The sequence below is a fragment of the Acidobacteriota bacterium genome (genome assembly GCA_018268895.1).
GTDB lineage: Bacteria > Acidobacteriota > Terriglobia > Terriglobales > Acidobacteriaceae > Edaphobacter.
Map to the genome: position 1 here is coordinate 60,687 of JAFDVP010000013.1, position 21,915 is coordinate 82,601.

Annotated in this window: 13 protein-coding genes; 10 read left to right on the forward strand and 3 right to left on the reverse strand. The window is 55.6% G+C overall.

Annotation, left to right across the window (positions count from 1 at the left end):
- Window positions 1–468 precede the first annotated feature (468 nt).
- Both JSS95_16260 and JSS95_16265 read left to right on the forward strand, forming a co-directional pair.
- The gene (locus JSS95_16260; protein ID MBS1801366.1) at window positions 469–3,252 is read left to right on the forward strand and encodes a hypothetical protein; all 2,784 of its coding nucleotides are present in this window, start codon (window positions 469–471) and stop codon (window positions 3,250–3,252) included.
- A complete protein-coding gene (locus tag JSS95_16265) occupies window positions 3,249–3,893 on the forward strand; it encodes a response regulator transcription factor (GenBank protein MBS1801367.1) in 645 nt (214 codons plus the stop codon). Before JSS95_16260 ends, JSS95_16265 begins: the two co-directional genes overlap by 4 nt.
- Before the next feature lie 173 nt (window positions 3,894–4,066).
- Here JSS95_16265 and JSS95_16270 read toward each other — a convergent pair whose 3' ends face one another.
- Entirely contained in the window at window positions 4,067–5,398 is a 1,332-nt protein-coding gene (locus JSS95_16270) for an alkaline phosphatase family protein (protein ID MBS1801368.1), read from the reverse strand.
- Between the two features lie 229 nt (window positions 5,399–5,627).
- On the opposite strand from JSS95_16270, the gene JSS95_16275 reads away from it, so the two are divergent.
- The 7 genes from JSS95_16275 (at window position 5,628) to JSS95_16305 (ending at window position 18,033) form a co-directional block, all read left to right on the forward strand.
- On the forward strand, window positions 5,628–6,848 hold the full coding sequence (locus JSS95_16275) for a DNA-binding transcriptional regulator (GenBank protein MBS1801369.1): 1,221 nt from the start codon (window positions 5,628–5,630) through the stop codon (window positions 6,846–6,848).
- A gap of 98 nt (window positions 6,849–6,946) precedes the next feature.
- On the forward strand, window positions 6,947–8,350 hold the full coding sequence (locus JSS95_16280) for an FAD-dependent oxidoreductase (GenBank protein ID MBS1801370.1): 1,404 nt from the start codon (window positions 6,947–6,949) through the stop codon (window positions 8,348–8,350).
- A gap of 114 nt (window positions 8,351–8,464) precedes the next feature.
- Window positions 8,465–11,911: a TonB-dependent receptor gene (locus JSS95_16285; GenBank protein ID MBS1801371.1), complete on the forward strand. Its 3,447-nt coding sequence runs from the start codon at window positions 8,465–8,467 to the stop codon at window positions 11,909–11,911.
- Window positions 11,912–11,993: 82 nt separating this feature from the next.
- Window positions 11,994–13,289, forward strand: a complete 1,296-nt coding sequence (locus tag JSS95_16290; protein MBS1801372.1) for an MFS transporter — start codon at window positions 11,994–11,996, stop codon at window positions 13,287–13,289.
- A 354-nt stretch (window positions 13,290–13,643) separates the two neighbouring features.
- Window positions 13,644–14,765 (forward strand): tRNA epoxyqueuosine(34) reductase QueG, encoded by a 1,122-nt coding sequence (gene queG, locus JSS95_16295; GenBank protein ID MBS1801373.1) that lies wholly within the window; start codon window positions 13,644–13,646, stop codon window positions 14,763–14,765.
- Window positions 14,766–14,945: 180 nt separating this feature from the next.
- A complete protein-coding gene (locus JSS95_16300; protein MBS1801374.1) occupies window positions 14,946–15,872 on the forward strand; it encodes a YihY/virulence factor BrkB family protein in 927 nt (308 codons plus the stop codon).
- Window positions 15,856–18,033 (forward strand): SpoIIE family protein phosphatase, encoded by a 2,178-nt coding sequence (locus JSS95_16305; protein ID MBS1801375.1) that lies wholly within the window; start codon window positions 15,856–15,858, stop codon window positions 18,031–18,033. The genes JSS95_16300 and JSS95_16305 overlap by 17 nt, the downstream gene beginning before the upstream one ends.
- Window positions 18,034–18,051: 18 nt before the next feature.
- On the opposite strand, the gene JSS95_16310 is transcribed toward JSS95_16305, so the two are convergent.
- Complete coding sequence (locus JSS95_16310) at window positions 18,052–19,281, reverse strand: YncE family protein (GenBank protein ID MBS1801376.1); 1,230 nt, start codon at window positions 19,279–19,281, stop codon at window positions 18,052–18,054.
- A 460-nt stretch (window positions 19,282–19,741) separates the two neighbouring features.
- Complete coding sequence (gene ccsA, locus JSS95_16315; protein ID MBS1801377.1) at window positions 19,742–20,470, reverse strand: cytochrome c biogenesis protein CcsA; 729 nt, start codon at window positions 20,468–20,470, stop codon at window positions 19,742–19,744.
- A gap of 285 nt (window positions 20,471–20,755) precedes the next feature.
- Between ccsA and JSS95_16320 the strand changes: the two genes are divergently transcribed.
- Window positions 20,756–21,913, forward strand: a complete 1,158-nt coding sequence (locus JSS95_16320; protein MBS1801378.1) for an acyl-CoA dehydrogenase — start codon at window positions 20,756–20,758, stop codon at window positions 21,911–21,913.
- The last annotated feature ends 2 nt before the right edge of the window (window positions 21,914–21,915 follow it).

Genomic DNA, 21,915 nt, shown 5'->3' on the forward strand with positions numbered 1-21,915 from the left:
CGAAGTAATGGAACGCTTGCACAAGCATGAAAAGAGTATGCAGAGCCCCGCGATTCGCTGGATTCTGGCCAATCATGTCGAGAAACGTTCTTGGTCAACGGAGCAAATGCTAGAGATCGCAAAAAGACTTGTCTAGGGCACGTGACCTAGACAAATTCGGAAATTTAATGGCTTCTCTCGTCCGTGCGTCCAAGATGCCCTTTCGCGCAAGGGGAGGAGAAGCTGATTTATTACCGAACGCGTTTCCATCCGTCAGGTATGCGATACCATGTATCGCGATCAATGAATTGCCATGCCGCAAGTCGCATCTCAACAAGATCAGCACGGCTGCTTTTGAATCTTATGCTTTGCCTGAGCTGTTTCTCTTGTGTTGTAGTTCGTGCGCAAACGGCAGTTAGCGCTCCTTGGACTCTCACTCAGTGGCAGCGGGAGAATTGGCAGATAGAGCAAGGCCTTCCAAGCAACTATGTGACCGCGATTATCCAGGATCATCATGGTCGCTTGTTGATTGGGACAAAAAGCGGCATCGTTACGTTCGATGGATTCGCCTTTGAACAATACCCGTTTTTGAAAGACGCTTGGATCTATTGCCTTTTGCTGGAAACTGATGGAACTCTGTGGGCTGGAACCTACAAGGATGGTCTGTATCGAATTCGTAATGGTCAAGTGTCAAAAATTGAGACGGGTACAGTGTTTTCACTGATTCACGATAAACATGGTCGAGTATGGGCTGTTTCTGAATATAGCCTGGGCTTCATTGAGAATGACCAATTCCGAACCGTCGTACACGGGACAAACACTCAAGGCTTTGGCTGGCAGTCTGTCACTCAGGAAGAAAATGGGACACTCTGGCTTGCCACACAGTCGGGCCTTTTCCGGTACCGTGCTAATCATGCTGAACGCATATCTGTTATTGGGCTCGATGGGTCTCCTGTAACGGTTTATTCAGCACCACAGTCTCACGAGTTATTCGTAGGTACAACAAAAAAGCTGTACCTGCTGGCTTGTGCGGGGGATTCTTGCGTTTCGAGTTCTATTAAGGGAATACCCGGTCCGATAGTCGGCATTCATCAAACAATCGATAAGACCCTATGGATATCTACGTGGGGCCATGGTCTTTATCGCCGCTACACGTTAAACGGGAATGGGCATGTCGAACATATCGATCATCGCAGTGAACTGACGGATGACTTTGTACATGCTACCTACGAGGACGAAGAGCACAATCTATGGATTGGGACGCGGAGCGGTGGGCTTACGAGATTTCGTACTACTCTTCTGAAACCTTTTGGGGTTCCTGAAGGAGTAACAGGCAACTGCGCATCGGCTGTTACTGGGGATGGAGCGGGTGGTGTGTGGCTGGGAACATGGCGAACCGGTCTATTTCATTGGAGCGACGGCAAAATCCAACAGCAGACATTGCCAGAGCAGGGGCTCAATACTCTGATTACGTCACTCAAATTGGATTTCGCCCATAACCTTTGGATCGGAACATTTAAGGGACTATTCGTTTTAAGGCACGACCAGCAAACGATACGCCTAGCCTTCGTCTTTCCTCCAGGTTTTAGTGAGGATGCGAGTATCCGACAGATATTCTTCGCTGCGGACAAAAGCTTGTGGCTTCTTGATTATTCTGGTCATCTCCAGGTGTTTCGCTCCGGGGATCCTTCGACCTCCCATTGGCTACCCGTGCTGGCGCATGAGCACGTAACCTACATTACGCAAAGTGCCGACGGAAAGCTGTGGATTGGATCCATGTCAGGTTTGTGGCAAATGGCCACACCTCATTCAGCACCTTTTCAAGTCTTCTCGTCCAAATCGCCGATCATCTCTATTTCGAAAGATCGCCATGAGCGTCTTTGGGTCACCTTTCGAGATGGCAGCATTCGTGTGCAAACTAAGAACGGTTTCGTTCCATTCCAACGCCCCGCATTCCCGGGTAAGTGGATCTACGGCATCACAGAAGACACCGACGGAAACTTTTGGTTCAGTACCAGTCTAGGGCTGGCACGAGCAGCGGGTTCTCAGATTGACCTGGCTTTGCAAAATCCGGGGATACGTGTCGACGCGATTCCGCTTGGGATTGGCGATGGCGCTAGAACGATTGAATGCCGTTGCGTCGATTACCCGCAGAGCTGGGCTGCCCCAGATGGAACTTTATGGAGCCCAACCGCAAAAGGATTTATTCAGATGGATCCGCGGCGTATAGGAGACTTGCCGACTCCAATTGCGTCGGTCAAATGGATGAAACGAGACCGTGTCCTGTTATCGCGAAGCGACCAGGCGATATTACCCGCGGGATCTCACGATCTGGAGATTTCCTTTGCTTCGGTTCGACTTGGCGCTCCAGGTCAAGTCCGGTTTCACTATCGCCTTGAAGGAGTTGACTCCGCCTGGGTCGAAGCGGGACAAGATAGAATTGCTCGCTATACTCAGTTGTCTCCCGGCCACTATCGCTTCATGGTTGCTGCTCGAGATGAATTTGGCAACTGGGGTCCAAATGCTGTAGTTATCGTACAAAAAGATCCGGCATATTTTCAGACCGCCTGGTTCAAGGGCATGATAGCGGCTTTGATATTTCTTATCCTGAGCGCTATCTATTTTGCACATTTACGCAGCGTTCGCGCTCGCTATCTTGCTGTCCTTGGCGAACGCAGCCGGATAGCTCGTGAATGGCACGACACACTGTTATCTGGACTGACAGCGATTGCATGGCAATTCGATGCTGCCCTTCGTACATGCACTCAACCGACCTTGCTGACTAACCTTAAGAACATACGGGGCATGTTGCGCTATTGCAGCGATGAGGCACGCCGCGCGGTCAGCGATCTCCGCGATATTTCGCTCTCTCCACCAGATCTCACGATGATGTTAAGGGAGGGATTGGAGCACTTGACTGTTGATGAGAGGACTCACTTCGAGTTGGACGTCGATCCTTCATTCCCTCAGCTTTCCAATGAGTTGAGTATGCATTTGTTGCGTATCTCTCAGGAAGCGGTAACGAATGCTATCCAGCACGGAAAGCCCTCAAAAATTCGGGTCACGCTCAGTGCCGACAACGGAACAGTACTTTTAAAAGTGTATGACAATGGAGTTGGCATGAGCCCTTCTCAGATGCAATCTCCTCCTCCTGGCCATTTTGGAATCTTAGGCATACGTGAGCGCGTGGACCAGATTGGCGGAAGGTTAGGAATCTCAGCAACGCCAGGTCATGGAACCACAATAACAGTCGAAATGCCGGTATCAATATGAAGTCTCTGACTATCCTGGTGGTAGAAGATCATTTCCTGATCCGCATTGCCTTGCGCGGTCTGCTTGCGACAATGCCCGAGTATCGGATTATTAGTGAAGCAACGACCGGTCAGCAAGCAATTGATCTTTATAACGAGAAGCAGCCAGATCTCGTCATTATGGATCTGCGTTTGAATGGGCTCTCCGGTTTTGAAGCCATTCGAACGATTCACAAGAATTATCCGAGAGCAAAAATTCTTGCGATCAGCACACTCCAGGGCAGCGAAGATATCTATCGTGCAATCGATGCTGGCGCCAGTGGATATGTAACAAAAGATCTAGACGGGCAACAGCTTGGCGAGGCATTGCGCACGGTCGCAGAAGGAGGACGGTATGTGCCCAAAGCGTTACAGTTACGTTTGGAGGAACGATTGCCAGGGAACTGTATTACACCGCGTGAAAAATTAATTATTGAGCTACTGGCACGCGGCCTCAATACTGCTGAAATTGCAATCGAAGCGCACATTGCCGAAAAGACAGTACGGATACACATAAGCAATATTTTTGAAAAGCTTGGAGCTCGCGACCGTACACAGCTTTTACTTATTGCCTTAGAGCGCGGCATCATTCATCTTGGCAGCGGCAGCAGTCAGCTGGGATGAGCATTGCATCGATGTGTTTGTGCGCGGCCACGACGATCAACTCGCGCACAAACATTGGACCAGCGATAGGGGCTGGAGTGGGTACGTCTCCTAACCATGGTTCACTGGAACGACGAGACCGGCATCCGCAGAGAATGAGAAATGTTCAAAATGGGCGATGCCAGCCTAGACCCTCAGAATGGGAGGGCGGGACTTTGAGCCGCCGGAAGTTTAACGCCTAAAATTTGTGCGACCGTTGGTGCGATCTGGCGCATATCGATCACGCCAAGGTTTCGCCGGTGAATCTTCGGGCCCACAAGGAAAAAGGACGAGCGCAATTCCTTGTGATCGGGCAGTTGTCCGTGTGCGCCGGTACGAGGGGCTTCTGCCGTGACGGCTTTCGTTCCCATCGCAAAGCGCCAGCCTGGCGCGGGGTCCAACATCAATAGAGCCGACGGAATACCGCCCCGGGCAACAACTTCATTATGCGTCAATACACGGGCTATTCCATAGGACGGATCTTTCGCTGCCGCCATAATGACGGATATCACCTTCTCGGTTATCTTCGTGTTGCCTGGATCACGAACGATGATGGCTGCGCTCGCGCCTGTCGTGTAGGCGGCCGCATCCCACGTTCCGCTCGCAGGATCGATCAGTCCCTCTCTTTTTAGAAGACCATTGATATACAGCGAGTGATCTGTGGGCAAAAAGCCGTGGTCGGAGACAACAAAGATATAGGCGTCGGGATAGTTGGCGCGTTCGGCCGCGATCGTCTCTGCAATCTCCGCATCAGCTGTTTCCATAGCGGCATTTGCCTCGGGGCTGAATGGCCCATGTCGATGTTCTGCGTGGTCAAGATCACCCACATGCGTCGTTATGAAGTCAGGCTTGTACCGTCTGATGATCGCCAATTCCCATGCATGACGTGTGGCATCAATGCTTAGTTTTCCGGCTGGTAGCTCCGACGCCAGTTGCTCTCGCAATCCAGGAGGATTGTCGTAATGCTTGTTTGGGTCAGCTTCGACAGAACCGCCATCTGGGTCGGAGCCTTCAAATGCAGCATTGGCTGGAAGCAACCAGTCAATAAATCTCGATCCCGTCGTGACCGGCCATCCCACGCTTGCGACGGTGTAGCCTGCTTCATGGGCTGCCTCCCACAGGGTTTTGACCCTGATATCACTGAACTCGGTGATTTGTTCTTTGCCTTCTCGAAGCGGCGTGAACTTCTGGTTCCCGAAGATGCCGTGCTCGATAGGCCAGACTCCGGTCATGATGGTCGTATGACTTGGGTAGGTGATTGTGGGAATCACCCCGATGACGCCCTCCGCATAGGTGCTTTCCGCATAGAATTTGCGCAAAGTCGGTATCTTAAGCCCATGCCGATCCGCCTCTGTGATGTAATCAGGACGCATTCCATCCACGGAAATAATCAACACGTGAACCTTGGGTGCCGCATACGCGAGTGCGGTTGAGCCAACAAAGATAATGGTTGCAAGACAGAACTTCACACTACGTGCTATCTCCACGAAAATGTCCTCACCGTAAATGGTTGATGTCAGGCCGGCTGTTTTTGGGTTTGCATTACGAGATACGTCTTTTCAGTGTGCAGGCACGAAATTTACGAATCCTCGAATAGTCTTGTCAATGAAGATTTAGTTTTTAAAACTAAGGTTTTCAACGATTCCTTACGCGACACCGATTCACCATAAGACATCATTGTTTCTGCAATATGACTTGCTTCGGGGAAATTAACATATGCCGCAAACTAAGAAACATGGCACGCGTCAACGGCCGCTACGCCCAGCACCTGTAAGAAATCCTCCAAGAGTTGCCCTCATCATCGAAACCTCGACCACCTTTGGCAGAAGACTGCTGAGCGGCGTCGCTCAATACATACGCGAAAATGGCCCCTGGTCTGTCTTCTTCACAGACCGAGCAGTCAACGATTCGACTCCGAGATGGATTGGGACATGGAAGGGTGATGGCATCATCTCGCGGATTGCATCGCCGGAGATTCGGCAGCTCCTTGCATACAGACACATCCCGGTCGTCGATCTCAATGAACAGTTGGGGGATCTTGGCGCGCCACAGATCTCAAACGACCATCTCGCGATTGGCCGTATGGCAGCCCAACATCTGATTGACCGTGGATTTGAGGTATTCGGCTTCCTGGGACATCGAGGTCACCCTTGGTCTGACCAGCGACAATCAGCCTTCGAGGAGCGTGTCGGTAAAACAAAAGGTAAGTGTTACGTCTACTCCGGACCGACGGCCGATGTGAGAGATCTGCGCGAAGGAGTATGGGAGACGGAGATTGACCTCATCGCAGATTGGGTCCATGGCCTTCCCAAACCCGTAGGCTTGATGGCCTGTAACGATTTCCGCGCTTTGCAGCTGCTTTCGGCATGTCAATTGGTCAACGTGGCTGTTCCTGAGCAGGCCGCAGTGATCGGTGTAGGTGCTGACGACGTAGCATGCGAACTGGCCGATCCCTCGCTCTCTAGCGTGATTCTCAATGCGTGGCGCATGGGCTACGAGGCTGCGGCCCTACTCGATAAGATGATGAAAGGCCATCCCGCGCCACGGAAAGAGATTCGCATTCCTCCTCTGGATGTTTCCGTGCGGCGCTCGACCGATACCATGGCTATCTCAGATCCGGTTGTCGCAAATGCGGTTCGCTTTATTCGCGACCATGCGTGCAATGGCATTAACGTAGAAACAGTTCTACGCCATCTCGGCGTCTCGCGTACCTGGCTGCAATTGCGATTTCGAGAGACGATGCAGAAGTCTGTTCATGACGTCTTGATCGAAGCCCGCATGGAACGAGTACAGGAGTTGTTGGCGGAGACGACACTACCGCTGGACCAGGTCGCCGATCGATGCGGCTTCCGATATCCGGAGTACATGAGTAACATCTTCAAGCAGCGCACGGGATGGAGTCCGGCCCGGTTTCGGCGGGAATTCGGCAAGAAATAATTGCACGGCGATGAATTATCGGCACTCTGTCGAAAATCATAGATATATCGTTCAAAAGCTCATTGACTCCGCTTGTATGGCCGACCTAAGGTTCTCCCATGCCATATGTCAAGGAAGTGGAAAGGTTTGTTCGGGAACCTGCGCACGATCTCCCTGTTCGCAGAGAATATGATGTGCTGGTGCTGGGTGGTGGGCCAAGTGGAATTATCGCCGCATTGTCGGCTGCCGAGAGCGGATTGAGAGTTGGCCTGGTTGAAAATCGTAGCTTTGTAGGCGGAAATATGACTATCGGCCTACCGATTCTGGGATTCCTGGGGCAGAAGGGAAACCAAATCATTCAAGGTATGCCGCAACGGTTCATCGATCGCCTAAAGGCAGCAGGAGGTAGTAGCGACCATCGCTACTGTCCCCTACATATGAGCCTTACAATCGTTGAACCGGAACTGGTCAAAACAGTGGCGCTGCAGATGTTGCTGGAAGCTGGTGTAGATGTAACTCTTCATTCCATGCATGCAGGCGTTCTCAAAGAGGACCGAACTATTTCAGGTGTCATCCTGCAAAGCAAAGGCGGGCGTGAAGTATTCACAGCGCACACCTACATCGACTGCACTGGCGATGCCGACGTGGCTTATGCCGCCGGAGTGCCAACCGAAAAGGGCAATGACGATGGCGGTCTGCAGCCGCCAACCCTGATGTTTTGCCTCGGCGGGGTCGATACGGAAAGGTTGCGGCATTCCATTGCAGAGCACCCCAAAACCTACATGCTGGACTTCATTCCGAACGAATACTTCCAGCAAAACAATCAGTTCATCGTAGTTGGGCTGAAGGAGTTGATTAAGGAAGCCCGTGATGCTGGATTCGACATCAAGACGGAACGAACCATCATCATTACCGGCCTGCGTCCTGGCGAAGCCTGGATCAACATGACGCGAATGGCAGGTGTAGATGGCACCGATCCCCGCTCGCTGACAGCCGGCGAGATTGAGGGCCGCCGGCAGATCCCGGACATCCAACGCTATCTGAAAGAATATGTTCCCGGGTTTGAAAATTCATACTTCACAAAGACTGCTCCATTTCTGGGGATTCGAGAGACGCGCCGTATTGTCGGTCATTACACGATGAACCGGGACGATGTTCTTAGCCGCCGCAGATTTGATGATGCCATTGCGGTTGCGAGCTACCCGATCGATATTCATCGTCCATCGGACGACGGCTGCACGCTGGAGTGGTCCGGTGATTGTTATGACATCCCATATCGCAGCCTGGTTCCGCTCGAGATAGACAATCTGATCGTCGCAGGGCGATGTATCTCAAGTACCCATGAGGCGATGGCGGCGATTCGAGTCATGTCAACATGTATGGCCATGGGAGAGGCCGCGGGACGTGCTGCGGCGATGGCTGTACAGCAGAATCTCCGTCCTATCGACGTAGATGTGAGAACGTTACAAAGCAACTTGCTTGAACACGGAGCCTATCTCCGCGAAACAGTTAGCAGAAATTAACTTGACCCTAGATCGTGAAGCAGTTGTTCTAACCATGTCTGAGGGCGGAAGAGACCAAAGAGACATCCGCTCCGAATCCCACAGCCAATTTGTGCATTATTTCGGAGCATATCAATGAAGCACGCCCGTATTAACTCTCTCGTCCTGTTCTTGCTTGTTATCGTCCTCAGCATGTTCCAGATCCCCGCTTTCTCGCAACAGGGAGGCGGCATCATCAGCGGTCACGTCCAGGATCAGACCTCCGCACCGATTTATGATGCCGACATCACCCTCATCAATACGGCGACACAACAGAAGATCGCACTGAAGACAAACCCGAATGGCAACTTTTCCTCGCCTTCAATTCCTCTGGGTGTGTACACCGTGATCGTCAAGCGGGATGGCTTTCGCGGAGAGCAGCGCGATGGCGTAATCGTAGAAGTCGACTCTCGCCTGAAGGTCGACTTTTCCTTGGTCATCGGCAGTATCAGCGAAACCGTTGATGTATCCACGGAAAATGCTCAGGTCAACGTCGAATCCACCGAATTGGGAACCGTATTCTCGCGGCGTCCAATCCAGGATCTTCCCGTGAATGGCCGTAGCGTCCTTGCGCTAGCGCAGCTTTCGCCCGGTGTTACATCCAATGCCGGCCCCACCAACAAAGGCTTCGCTGATCGCGGCTCTCTCGTCGCCTCCATCAGTATCAACAATGGCCCAAACGCTGCGAACGCAGTTCTGATCGACGGACAGAACGATGTACAGACCTACATCAACGAGATCAGCCTGAATCCCGCATCGGATGCGATTCAAGAGTTCAAGGTCGAGACGGGAGTTATCGCGCCTGAGTACGGTTTCACTGCCGGTGGCGTTATCAATATGGTCTCTACTAGCGGAACGAATCACATTCACGGCACAGCCTATGAGTTCTTGCGCAATGACGCGTTTGATGCGCGCAATTACTTCAACCCGAAACCGCAGGCCATTGCCAAACTACGGTACAACCAGTTTGGAGGGACACTCGGCGGCCCGATTGGGAAAAAGACGGTTTATTTCGGCAACTACGAGGAGTACAGGTACAACCTCGGCCAGCAGATTATTGCATCCGTACCCACTGCGGAGTGGAAGGCTGGCGACTTCTCCAACCTGCGCAGTGCAACCGGAACTTTAATTAAAGTCTACGATCCAACGACGACGCGAGTAAATCCCAGCGGAAGCGGCTATATCCGCGACCAATATCCGGGAAATAAAATCCCCGCGAGCCAGATCGATCCCGTCGCTAAAGCAATCAACGCCTATTACCCCGCACCAAACAGAACCCCAGACAATCCATACACGCAGACAAATAACTATACAGGGCCTACTGGAAATCAACGGTCGATGCGGCAATACCTCATCCGAGGCGACCATTCCTGGTCAGATCGTCATACGATGTTCGCGCGTTACGGTTCCTTTCTACACCGAACGGATACGGGCGGAGGGCTATACAGCGTCATTGAGCCGTTCCTTGGCCTGCGCTACGACAACTTCGCAAACTACGCGCTCATCGTGGAGGATACCTTTATCTTTTCGCCCTCCTTCATCAATGAAGCACGACTCTCCGTACTACGCACAAACTTCACCTTCCAAACGTCGAGCTACAATCAGGGTTGGCCGCAAAAGGTAGGAATGCCGGCGAATGTTCCATCAGACACCTTTCCACGCATGTCGAATGGCTTTGCTACCTCCTCAACATCGGCCGTGGGTAAGCGCGCTGCCACTAATCCTCAGTTTTCGGACATCATGACGTTGGTTCACGGAAAGCACTCGATGCGATTCGGAGTCGACTTCCGAATTGATCGCGGCTACAACAAACAGACAGCCCAGCCCTCCGGCCTTTACAGCTTCGCGAGTGGTCTTACGGGAAATCCACAAAGTCAGAGTGGAACAGGTTACGCATTCGCCTCCTATATGGCCGGAGCGGTAACATCGGCCACCGTTGATACCGTTCTCGGCGCCTCTCAAGCAAATCACTCTCTTTCCTTTTTCTTTCAGGACCTATGGAAGATTCACAATCGACTCACGTTGAACCTTGGGTTGCGGTATGACAGGCAAGGCTATCCGTTCGAGCAAAACAATGGCCAAAGCAACTTCAACCCGTTTATCAAAGACCCGCTGGGACTGGCGGGCGCGATGGTCTATGCCGGCGTTGGTGGCCAGCCTCGGAGTTTCCGAAATACCGACAATACAGATTTTGCGCCTCGTGTTGGGTTCGCATGGGATATCTTCGGTAACGGGACCACCTCTGTGCGCGGCGGCTATGCAATCTACTATCCCACAATTTTCTCGACGGACTTCTTCGGAGCAACGACCGGGTTCGCCAGCACAGTGACTACTTACTCTGCACCTGGCGCAAATATCAACCTGCCTGCGATGTATCTAAAGAACGGTCTGCCCTCTCAGCCCATCCAACCGCTTGGAGCCTCGCTCGGACCTGATGGCCTTCTCGGTGGCAGCGTAACCTACGATGCGCAAAACGACGGCACAACTCCTCAATCGCAACAGTGGGTCCTGTCGGTACAGCGCACCCTTCCGTTGAGGAGCTTGCTGGACGTCGCTTACGCAGGCAATCATGGAACGCACTTTGTAGCAAACAGCTACTCGATGAACTCCATCGATCCGTCGTATCTCTCGCTCGGCAATAAACTGCAGGATGCTGTTCCCAATCCGTACTACAACCTGCTGCCAAGCACCAGCACATTGAAGACCACGACCATCAGTCGTCAGCAGTCTCTGCTCGCCTTTCCTTACTATGTCGGCGTTTCACGCCGCTTGCCTCACGATGGCAATTTCATCGGCCATGCACTACAGATCTCGCTAAGAAAGCAGATGACAAAGGGCCTGACGGCAGTCCTTGGATACACCAAGACCAAACTGATCGACAACAGCATATCGACGCCTGTGACATTCAATGGTGTGCAGCAAGCTGACATTACCGGTTATCAGAACGTCTATGATCGCCAGGCCGAACGATCCATCGATCCGCTTGACCGCGCGCAAACGCTCAATTTTAGCGCCGTGTACGATCTTCCGTTCGGGAGGAACAAGACGTTCGGGGCAAACGTGGGCCCATGGGTCGACAGGATCATCGGCGGATGGCAGTTGAATACGGTAACCCAGTGGAAGCGCGGTGTTCCTCTGACCATCTCCGGTGCAAACAACCGGCTGGCAAGTCGACCAAACTTTGTCCCCGGAGCGAACGCCAAGGTCGACAATCCGACCATTTCGCGGTGGTTCAACACAGGGGCATTTATTAATCCGGCGGATTATACGTTCGGCAATGTCCCGCGCACCCTGCCGAACGTTCGCGGCCCCGGTGTCATCAACGTCGATCTTTCCGCGATCAAGAACACGAAGATCACCGAGCGGGTCTCGTTCGAGCTTCGCGTTGAGTCCTTCAATGTCTTCAATCACCCCAACTTCAACCTGCCCAACATGACCTTTGTCCCAGGAACGAATGGCCTGAATCAGAGTGGTACATTCGGTACTATTACTTCGGCTGCTGATGGTCGTCAGATCCAGTTTGCGGGCAAGATTCGCTTCTAAACAGAGCGGGGCTGGTCTCGCATCAGCCCTGCCTCTTACTCAACTCGAACATTTTAACCCTTCCAGAGGGCGGCTGTTATTCGTGCGAAAGCTTCGACATCTACGTTGGTATATTGCCGCCCTCCTCTTTGCTGCAACGGTCATCAATTACATTGATCGCCAGACGATTGCCGTACTCAAGCCTCGCATTATGGCAGACTTCCACTTGTCTCAACTGGAGTACGCCAGAATTATCCAGGGCTGGCTCGTTGCCTACACCGTGATGTATGTCTTGTCCGGATTCCTTGTGGATCGCTGGGGAACTCGCAAGGCGCTTGCGTTATTTGTCGGTTGGTGGTCTCTAGCTAATATCCTCCATGTCTTTGCGCGAACCGGAGCTCAGCTTCGGATCTTCCAAGTGCTCCTTGGCATTGGTGAACCGGGCAACTATACTGCAGCGGGAAGAATTGCCTCCGAATGGTATCCGCCTAAAGAACGCGCGACCATCAACGGTCTCGTCAATGCAGGCTCTGCGGTCGGTGCGATTCTGGCGATTCCTTTAGTGGCATGGCTAGCCGTAAGCCACGGATGGCGATATGCCTTTCTTGTGACCGGTTTGCTGGGCTTTGTCTGGCTTATACCCTGGCTGATTTTTTTCAGGCTTCCAGCGCGCCACGGCTCCATCACCGATGAAGAACTGGACTACATCCGGTCAGGCCAGCAATTATTCTCTCCCGAAGGCGAGAACTCTATTGGTTACCTGATACGCCGCAGGGATCTTTGGGCTTTGACATTCGCACGATTCCTGTCAGATCCCGTGTGGTGGTTCTATCTCTTCTGGCTTCCCGGATTTCTTCAGGAACAGCGCAGCTTCTCATTGCAGGAAGTGGCTCTCTTTGGTTGGCTCCCCTATCTGACCTCCGATATTGGGGGCATATTGGGTGGCTGGGTATCCGATCGTCTGATTCCCTTCACTGGAGGTCCCGTTAAAGCTCGCCTCATTCCAATGACGGCATGCGCGCTTCTGATGCCGATAAGTCTTTTGGTGCCGTCCATCCAATCTCGCATCTCCCTCATTGCGGTGCTATGCATCGTTACCTTTGCGCATATGGGATGGAAGACAAACCTGATGACAATTACCAACGATATCTATCCCGTCGATTGCATCGGTACAGTATCCGGACTGCTGATGTTGGGCAGTGGCGTTGGAGGGTTTCTGTTCCAGGGCGTCATAGCCCGAATCGCTCAGAGCGTCTCCTACGGGCCGATTTTTACAATGATGGGATTCATGCATCCACTTGCCTTGATCATCTGCCTACTCGTTCTTCGTAGATCCGATTCCACCCTTCATTCCGCCATCAAAAGCGCTCCATTGGTTCCAAAGACCAGAGTGACGTGAGGCACGTTTCCGCGTAACTCATCCGAACTCTCGAACAGCTATTGAGTAGGACAAACGGACGGAACCTGGCGTCCGATGTGGTGTCCTTTTGATTTCTGAGTTGGTGCGATTCGATGCGGAAGAGTGCAAGCCGGACAAGTCGCTTATTCTACTGTAGGGAAATGCTTTTAGAGTCGTTGTGCGATTTCGTGCGATCCGGTGCAGAAGAGGGGAAATCGCATTTCGAGTCAGGTGCATTCAACCGGGCTCTGCCACCTCTCCGTAACATCAGTTTACCTTTAATTGATGCAGGGAGAAAGTCACAGAGGGGTTGGCAGTCAGGCCGTCGGCGAATGGACCGCCGGACTGGAGCAGATGCTGCGTGGGATTGCCCTGAACGCGGGCTTCGATCGCATGGAGATAGCCTCGCTCTCGCCGCCTGACAGCGAAGCCGCGGCAGAAGACTCCGCGCGATTTTCTTCCTGGGTCGATGCCGGTCGCGCTGGTGAGATGGAGTATCTGAAGCGTCGCAACGAGCAGGGAACACTTCTGCGCTCGGCGGTGCAAATCGCCATGCCCTGGGCGCAATCGGTCGTCGTCTGCGCCATGAACTACAACACCTCCGCGCCTCGTTCCATTGAAGAGGCTCCCCCCGATACCGGATGGATTGCGCGCTACGCCTGGAGCGGAAGTCAGGATGAGGGTGGACATCTGAGGCCCACCGACTATCACGATGAGCTGCTCGGCCGCTTGCGTTTGCTGGAAGAAGCGATTAAGCACCGCGCCGGCTGCGAGACACGCTGCTACGTCGATACAGGGCCTCTGGTTGAGAGAACCGTCGCCGCACACGCGGGGGTTGGATGGATCGGCAAAAACACCTGCGTCATCAACCAGGAACTCGGCTCCTGGTTGTTGCTCGGCGTTGTCGTCACCTCACTGGCTGTCCCGCAGGGGGCGGTGCGCGTGGCTGCGGCAGACCGCTGTGGAAGCTGCACGCGCTGCATCGACGCCTGCCCCACCCATGCCCTGGTTGCACCGCGCCAGATGGACGCATCGAGGTGTATCTCCTACCTGACAATCGAGAAGAAGGGAGACATCCCCGTCGAGCTGCGAGAGCCGATGGGGCGTCAGGTCTTTGGCTGCGACATCTGCCAGGACGTCTGCCCATGGAACCGCCGCGCCCCTGTCGCCGTAAAAGAAGGAATGAAGCCGCGCGGAGAGCTGGTTAACCCGCCGCTTGCATGGCTGGCCAGTCTGGACGCAACAGGGTTTCGCGAGCAGTTCAAGGGCTCGCCTTTAGAACGCACGCGGCGGAAGAGGCTGCATCGCAATGTCGCCATCGCAATGGGCAACAGCGGCAATCCTGCTTTTCTGCCGCAATTGAAGTTGTGGAGTGAGGTTGAGGGCGACGAAGTGCTTGCCGGAACTGCCCGCTGGGCAATGGACCGCTTACTCGGCGGCGAAAGAACACCAAGCAAGGACGAATCGCCGCTTTAACGGAGCCGGCGGAGCATCTTGAGTCGGAGGCTCACTCTGCTAGCATCGAATCTGATTGTTGCAACTCGGGCCTGTCTCTCAAACGTCTTCTAATATATGTTCTCGATCCTCCCCCCGAAAACCAAGCCGGACCCCGTTGTGGAGCAGGTGCATCCTCTTGCGAATCCCTCCGGGAAAGATATGGACAGTCTGCCGGACGTTCCATTGGAACGTGTTCGCCCGACCGTGCCCAGGGGAGGCTTTCTTTCGCAGGTCAAGGCGCTGATCCAGTACATGGCCAGGACCGAGGTCCATACCTACGCCTTCAGTGTCGCGGCCAATGCGATCCTCTCGCTGTTTCCGTTTATCGTGCTGCTGCTGACGCTCTGCCGCGGGGTCTTCCACTCACGCAATATGGAGCAGGTCGTCGGCGATATGATGCGGGGATTTCTCCCTGTCGGACAGGACTTCGTCATGCGGAACATGCAGTTGCTCGCCCACCCCGGCAAAGGAGTCCAGTTTTTTTCGCTGGTCATGCTGCTGGTCAGCTCAACCGGTGTCTTTCTTCCGCTTGAGGTAGCGCTGAACAATGTGTGGGGAGTCGGCGAGAACCGCAGCTATCTGCACAATCAGGCTGTTTCGCTAGGGCTTGCTTTTGGCGTCGGCCTGCTTGCGCTGGTCTCGGTGTCTTTTACCTCGGGATCGCGGATCATTCTTACCTGGTTATTCTTCGGGCACACGCAGAACCTGGCCTACGCCGTTGTTTCGACGTGGTTTCTGAAGATATGCGGTGTGATTGCAAGCATTCTTATCTTCTTTCTGATTTACTGGATTCTCCCGAATCGCAGGATCCCACCCCGCGCGGTCCTTCCTACTGCGGTCATGGTCGGTCTGCTCTGGGAGGTGGCAAAGTATCTCTATGTCCGGGCGCTTCCGTGGCTCGATTTCAAATCGGTCTACGGCCCGTTCTATATATCGGTTGGATTGATGATGTGGGCTTTTCTTACCGGCCTGTTGCTGCTGGCCGGGGCCCATGTCTCCGCCACGCGATACGCCTTGCGAATGGCACGGCAGGCGAAGGCAGAGGAAGAGAAAGAAGCAGCGGGGAAGAATGATGCAGGTCGCTGAAAAATCGCAACGACGGGGCTGGCGCCCCCCTTCGGGACTGGAAGGGGCGGTCTTCTGGCTGGCTGCATGGTTTTGCCTGTTACTCTTGCTGCGCCTGATTCCCGGCTCCATCGGCGGGTTTTTCAGCATCATTCAGATTCTGGTCGGCATTGCGCTGGCGGCAGTGGCCATCCCGTTGCTTGTGCGCATCGTCCGCCGCCACATGCTGTGGAGCCTGCGCAACAAGCTGGTCGTCACCTATCTGCTGATTGGTCTGGCTCCCGTGGTGCTGTTCGTCACCCTGGTGATGATCTCCGCATATATTGCTGCCGGCCAGTTTGCGATCCATCTTGCCGACTCCCGCATACAGGAGGAGTTGGTGCAGATGAGCAACGACAACTCCCATCGTGTCGGCGTGGTAGCGCAGTTTATTCAGGGGCGGCCGATTCCGCCTCAGGTGCTGGCGGGCGCTGAGCAGACAGCAAGCGCCGCCCGGCCCCGGTTGCCGCATGTGGCCTCCGCCTACGTGAACGGAGCTCCTGTCGAACTGGGAATGCCAGTGCGTGGCAAGACCCCCCTGGGACTTCCACCATGGGCCGCTGAATTGAAGGGCGGACAGTTCCAGGGACTTGTGCTCGATGGTGGTGAGCTCTACCTTACGGTCGTCAATCAGCAGCGGTTGAATGATGGCAAGTTACTGAGCCTGGTCTCAAGCCTGATCGTCGACAGCAAGATGATGGACGTGGTCGCCAGCGGCCTGGGCAGGGCCCAATTGCGTCCTGAGGACAGGCTGGGCAGCAACGACTCTGGCCAGAGCGCCCAGGAAAGTCAGGGACAGGCGAAAAACACAATCAGGCTGCGCGCGCGGGACAGGACTCCCAGGCACTCCGCCCCGATCATCGGCGGAACGCAATCCGACCCGGTCAACCTTGCCGACATCCAGGTCAACTTTCTCTCCACCCTCGAGGTGACGGACTGGGACACGGGGGAGCATGACAATATCCCGATCAAGGTCGATTCCCGGCCATCGCGCCTCTACAACCAGCTCTTTGGTTCTTCGCTTGGCGGCATCGTTACCAGCGCGTATCGTGTCGGCCTGATCGTCCTCTGCGTTCTCTTTGGGGTGATCGAGCTGCTGGCGCTGATTATGGCCATACGTCTCAGCCGGACCATGACTGCGTCGGTTGCCGATCTCTACTCGGCCACGCAGAAGATCGACAAAGGCGACTTCGACCACCGCATTGGCGTGACGCGCGAAGACCAGCTCGCGGACCTGAGCCGCTCTTTTAATAAGATGACGGGTTCGCTTCAGCGGCTGATGCAGGAGCAAAAGGAAAAGGAGCGCCTTCAGAACGAGATCACGATCGCCCAGGAGGTGCAGGCCAACCTATTTCCCCGTCAGATCAGGAGCCTGCCGACGCTCGAGCTGCACGGCGTCTGCCGCCCTGCCCGCTCCGTCTCGGGCGACTACTATGACTTCCTCATCTTCCACGAAGAGGCGCACAACGGCATTGCCAGCCGGCGCGAGACGGGGGTAGGCATCGCTATCGGCGACATCAGTGGCAAGGGCATCTCCGCAGCATTGCTGATGGCGACATTGCATTCCGCCGTGCGCGCCTATCGCTTTGCCAGCGAGGAGCTGGTCTTCAGCGAATCTCCAGTGGCCGGACTGCTGGCAAGCCGCGATGAGCGTGGTGGAGATTGCGACGAACTCTTTCAGTCGCCGGGCAGGATTCTTTCGCTGCTCAATCGTCACCTCTACCGCAGCACTCAGCCGGAGAAGTACGCTACGCTCTTCCTCGCCCACTACGATGCGGCAACGGCAATGCTGACCTACTCCAACGCAGGCCAGCTCCCTCCGCTGGTGTTAGGAAGAGACAACGTCGTCCGCAGGCTCGACCGGGGCGGCACCGTCGTCGGCCTGATGGACGGCATGAGCTATGAGGAAGACAGGTTCCAGATGCGCTCAGGCGACATTCTCGTGGCCTACTCCGACGGGGTCACCGAGCCTGAAAACGACTTCGGCGAGTTCGGTGAGGAGCGCATGATGGAAGTTGTCTCCCGGTATCGCGACCAGCCGCTACACATCATCTCCAACCAGGTCATGCTGGCGCTCGATGCCTGGATCGGCGCAGAGGAACAGCCCGACGACATTACCCTGGTTCTCGCGCGTCAGGCCTGATTCATTTTGATAGCAGGCTTATCGAACCGTGTATGACTTGACCGCGATGGCGTTGGGGCTTCCTCCGGCGGGCAGAATCGTAAACAGCGCCGCTCCCTGGCGTCCCTGGGTACGGATCACCGCGACATCGCCGGAATGAGCGTCGGCAGCCAGCAGCACATGCTCGTCGGCGGAGAAGGCAAGCGCGTCCGGGGCCGAGCCGGTGTGGATGGTGGTGACAAGCTGACCATCGTCGATGCTGTACACACTCACCAGGTCGGAGCCGAAGTCCGAAACCCATAGGGTGGAGTTGTCGTGGCTGACGATCCCATGCGTCGGCTTGCTGCCGATGGTGTAGGTTCCGCCCACCTCATTGGTCCAGGTCGAGATCTCGGAGATGGAGTCGTCGCCGAAGTTGGAGACGAAGATCTCCCCCCCGTCCGGTTTCATGGCCAGATGGACAGGGGTCGCACCGACGTCCAGCATCGTCAGCAGATGGTCTTTAAGCGCATTGGCACTCTGCCGGGCAGCCCACGACGACGGCTCAGCTGCGAGGCTGATCGCCATTACCTGGTGCCCACCCGAACATGCGACAAACGCCTTTGAGGAGTCCGGCAGGATGGCAATGTCCGTCGCCCCTGGGCACCCCGGGAAGGCAGCACGAAAGCGCAGGGGTGAGGCCGTAGTGGACTCATGGTGGGGGGCGGGGGCAGGCAGTGGGGCCTCCGGCGATCCCTGGCCACCTGGAGCGATGTATGTGGTTGTATACGGCTCGACGTCATAGACGGAGACGCTACCCGACCCACGGTTCGAGACAACGAGCGAACGCATGTCCGGCGAGATACGGGCCAGGCCGGGCTGCTCCCCCGTACCGGCTGCCGCGATCTCGCGTCTGCGGTCGAGGTCGATCACACTGACCGAGTTGGAGCCGGAGTTGGCGACGTAGGCCCTCCCCCCCTGGGCGTCGACGCTGATGGCGTAAGGCAGGCGATGGACCCCGATGGTTGAGACGACCGAATTGTTCGAAGCGTCGATCACAGTCACCGTTCCGGACTTCGTGTTGACCGCGTAAACCTCGTTGCGTCTGGGGTTTGCAGCGATTCCCGAAGGTTCGTCGCCCACCCGCAGGGTACGGTCGAGGCGAAGCTGTACCAGGTCAAGGACGGTGACTGTGTTGGAGGTCCCATTGGTGATGTATGCGAATTCGCGGTAACCGGCGGGAACGTCGGGGAAGCCGCTGCGCCGGCACCCGGAGAGCAGGGCCACCAGGGCGAGCGAGAGCAGGGCTAACCTGCTTACTGGCTGACGATTGAGAGCTTTAGGCACTGGTGCGAGTCTATCGGCGGGTGTTCTCTGCCTGCAAGCGCGGGTTTGGCTCCGGAGAAACCGGGAACGCCCGTGCACTGTGGAAAAAGGAAAGTTCTGAGAGACCGAAACATTCCCGGTAGCCGTGTGTTTGCGTAGGTGATGCGAAGAGTTGCCAGATGGGGAACTCTCACATCGTCTGTAAATCCTTCTCGGACAACGAAGCTACGGCCTCTGTAGCTTCGTTGATTTTTTTAATTTGCGGTTAGCTGTTTCAGCGGTCGGTTCTATTCCAGTTGCGAGCGATCCAGCCGAGATAGCCGAGCTGCACCACGATGACCCCGGCATACACAAAGACCAGGTGGCGGTGAGCCATTGTCGAAAAGTCGAAGAAGGTCTGCCATGTCATGCAAATAGCTCCGGGTTACTGTGGCGTCTCAAGCGAGGCTTCGATGGCCAGCAGCGCTGCTTCCTGCTCGGCGAGTTGACGTCGGCGCTCCAGCGCAAAGCGGAAGGCAAGAATGAAGATTCCCCACATCGCCCATCCGGCAACGTTCCAGAGGGTTGCCGCGTAAAAGCTCGGATCGAGACTGCCGTCGCCGCCGAAGACAGGAGCGGGATGCTGGGTTCTCCACCACCGGATCGACATAAAGGTAATGGGGACGTCGATGGCGGCAAAGACCGAGAGAACTGCGGCAAGGGTGGGGGTCTGCCCCGTAGGCGAATAGCGCCTCAGCAGGATGTAGCTGACGTAAAGCAGCCACAGGATGAGGTATGTGGTCAGCCGGGCGTCCCATGCCCACCATATTCCCCACGCAGGCTTGCCCCAGAGCATTCCTGTGCCAAGACCGATTCCTACGTAGAGCACGGTAATCTCGGCAGCAGCCACTGCCAACGCATCGGCGGTAAGGGCTTTCAGGGGATCTCTCCGTCGCCAGTACAAAAAAGCAAGCGAAGCGATGACGTTGACGTAAGGGAAGACACAGCCGAGAACAGCATGTGGCAGGTGGTAGTAGAAGATGCGCTGGAGATTGCCCATCGTCGCTTCCATCGGGGCCACGAAGATAGCCTGCCGGAAGCCGATGACGAGTACTACGACGGTAGCTGCCAGCCAAAGCCATGCTGTCGCGCGAGTGATGGAAGAGCGGTCCACGATAGTTCTATTTTACCGCGAAAACGCAGGTGACTTCCCGGCCTGTCCTTCTGGCGGCCTTTGAGGTCCTGTAGTCAAACTACCGAGGAGCGGCTGGGATTCGCATCCCCCTTGTGTGCCCAGAGCGCGAATCGAAGTCTGTACGCAATCTCCTCGCAAATATCCCTGGAGGGTGCGCCTCTTCTCATGGAAGAATGACGGCGGTTGTCATTTGGCAAAGCAGACTATCCATCGATGTGATAGCGTTATAAGCCATCCTTATGATGTGACACCGTGGAGGGTGGGATGTTCGGTTTGACCGAAGAGCAGGAACGGCTTCAGAAAGAGGTCCGCGCCTTTGCCGGACGCGAGGTCGCACCGCATGTCTCGGAGTGGGACGAGAAGAGCGAGTTTCCCCATGCCGTCGTGAAGAAGCTGGGCGAGATGGGGCTGATGGGAGTGATCTTTCCTGAGGACCTCGGCGGCGCGGGGATGGGCTACGTCGAATACGTTCTGGCGATCGAAGAGCTTTCGCGGGTCGACGGCAGCGTGGGAATCATTGTCGCCGCGCACAACTCGCTCTGCACGAACCATATCATGCTGGCCGGCAACGACGAGCAGCGCCGCCGCTGGATTCCGCGGCTTGCGAGCGGCGAATGGCTCGGCGCGTGGGGGCTTACGGAGCCGGGGTCGGGTTCCGATGCCGGTGGTGCGCGAACGATGGCGGTCAAGCGGGGCGACAGGTGGGTGCTTAACGGCTCGAAGACGTTCATCACCAACGGCAGCTATGCCAACTGCGCGGTCGTGCTGGCCGTGACCGACAAGGAGAAGGGGACGCACGGCGGCATCTCGGCCTTTGTCGTCGAGCGCGGAACCCCGGGCTTCCGCTCCGGCAAGAAGGAGAATAAGCTCGGCCTGCGCGCCAGCGACACGGCAGAGCTGATCTTTGAAGACTGCGAGGTTCCGGAAGAGAACCGCGTCGGCAAACTGGGCGACGGTTTCAAGGACGCCATGCGTGTGCTCGACGGCGGACGTATCTCGATCGCTGCGCTCAGTCTCGGTATGGGACGCGGCGCGCTGGATGCGGCGATCAGGTATGCGAAGGAGCGCAGGCAGTTCGGCAAGACAATCAGCGAGTTCCAGGCGATCCAGTTCAAACTGGCCGACATGGCGACGGAGCTTGATGCCGCGTGGCTGCTGACCATGCGCGCCGCGCAGATGAAGGACGAGGGGCAGAAGGTCACGCTCGAGTCGGCGATGGCGAAGCTCTACGCCAGCGAGGCAGCCTGCCGCATCTGCGACGAGGGCGTACAGATCCACGGCGGCTACGGCTTCATCAAGGACTACCCGGCGGAGAAGTTCTACCGCGACGTGCGCCTATGTCCCATCGGCGAAGGCACCAGCGAGATTCAGCGCATGGTGATCGCTCGCGAGCTGCTGGGCAAAGCTCCGAGCCGAGGCTGAAG

Bases quoted from the DNA above. Each gene is read 5' to 3' on its own strand.
- JSS95_16275 (MBS1801369.1), top strand. From the start codon at position 5,628: ATGCCGCAAACTAAGAAACATGGCACGCGTCAACGGCCGCTACGCCCA.
- JSS95_16285 (MBS1801371.1), top strand. From the start codon at position 8,465: ATGAAGCACGCCCGTATTAACTCTCTCGTCCTGTTCTTGCTTGTTATC.
- JSS95_16305 (MBS1801375.1), top strand. From the start codon at position 15,856: ATGATGCAGGTCGCTGAAAAATCGCAACGACGGGGCTGGCGCCCCCCT.
- JSS95_16265 (MBS1801367.1), top strand. From the start codon at position 3,249: ATGAAGTCTCTGACTATCCTGGTGGTAGAAGATCATTTCCTGATCCGC.
- JSS95_16280 (MBS1801370.1), top strand. From the start codon at position 6,947: ATGCCATATGTCAAGGAAGTGGAAAGGTTTGTTCGGGAACCTGCGCAC.
- queG (MBS1801373.1), top strand. From the start codon at position 13,644: ATGCTGCGTGGGATTGCCCTGAACGCGGGCTTCGATCGCATGGAGATA.
- JSS95_16320 (MBS1801378.1), top strand. From the start codon at position 20,756: ATGTTCGGTTTGACCGAAGAGCAGGAACGGCTTCAGAAAGAGGTCCGC.
- JSS95_16300 (MBS1801374.1), top strand. From the start codon at position 14,946: ATGGACAGTCTGCCGGACGTTCCATTGGAACGTGTTCGCCCGACCGTG.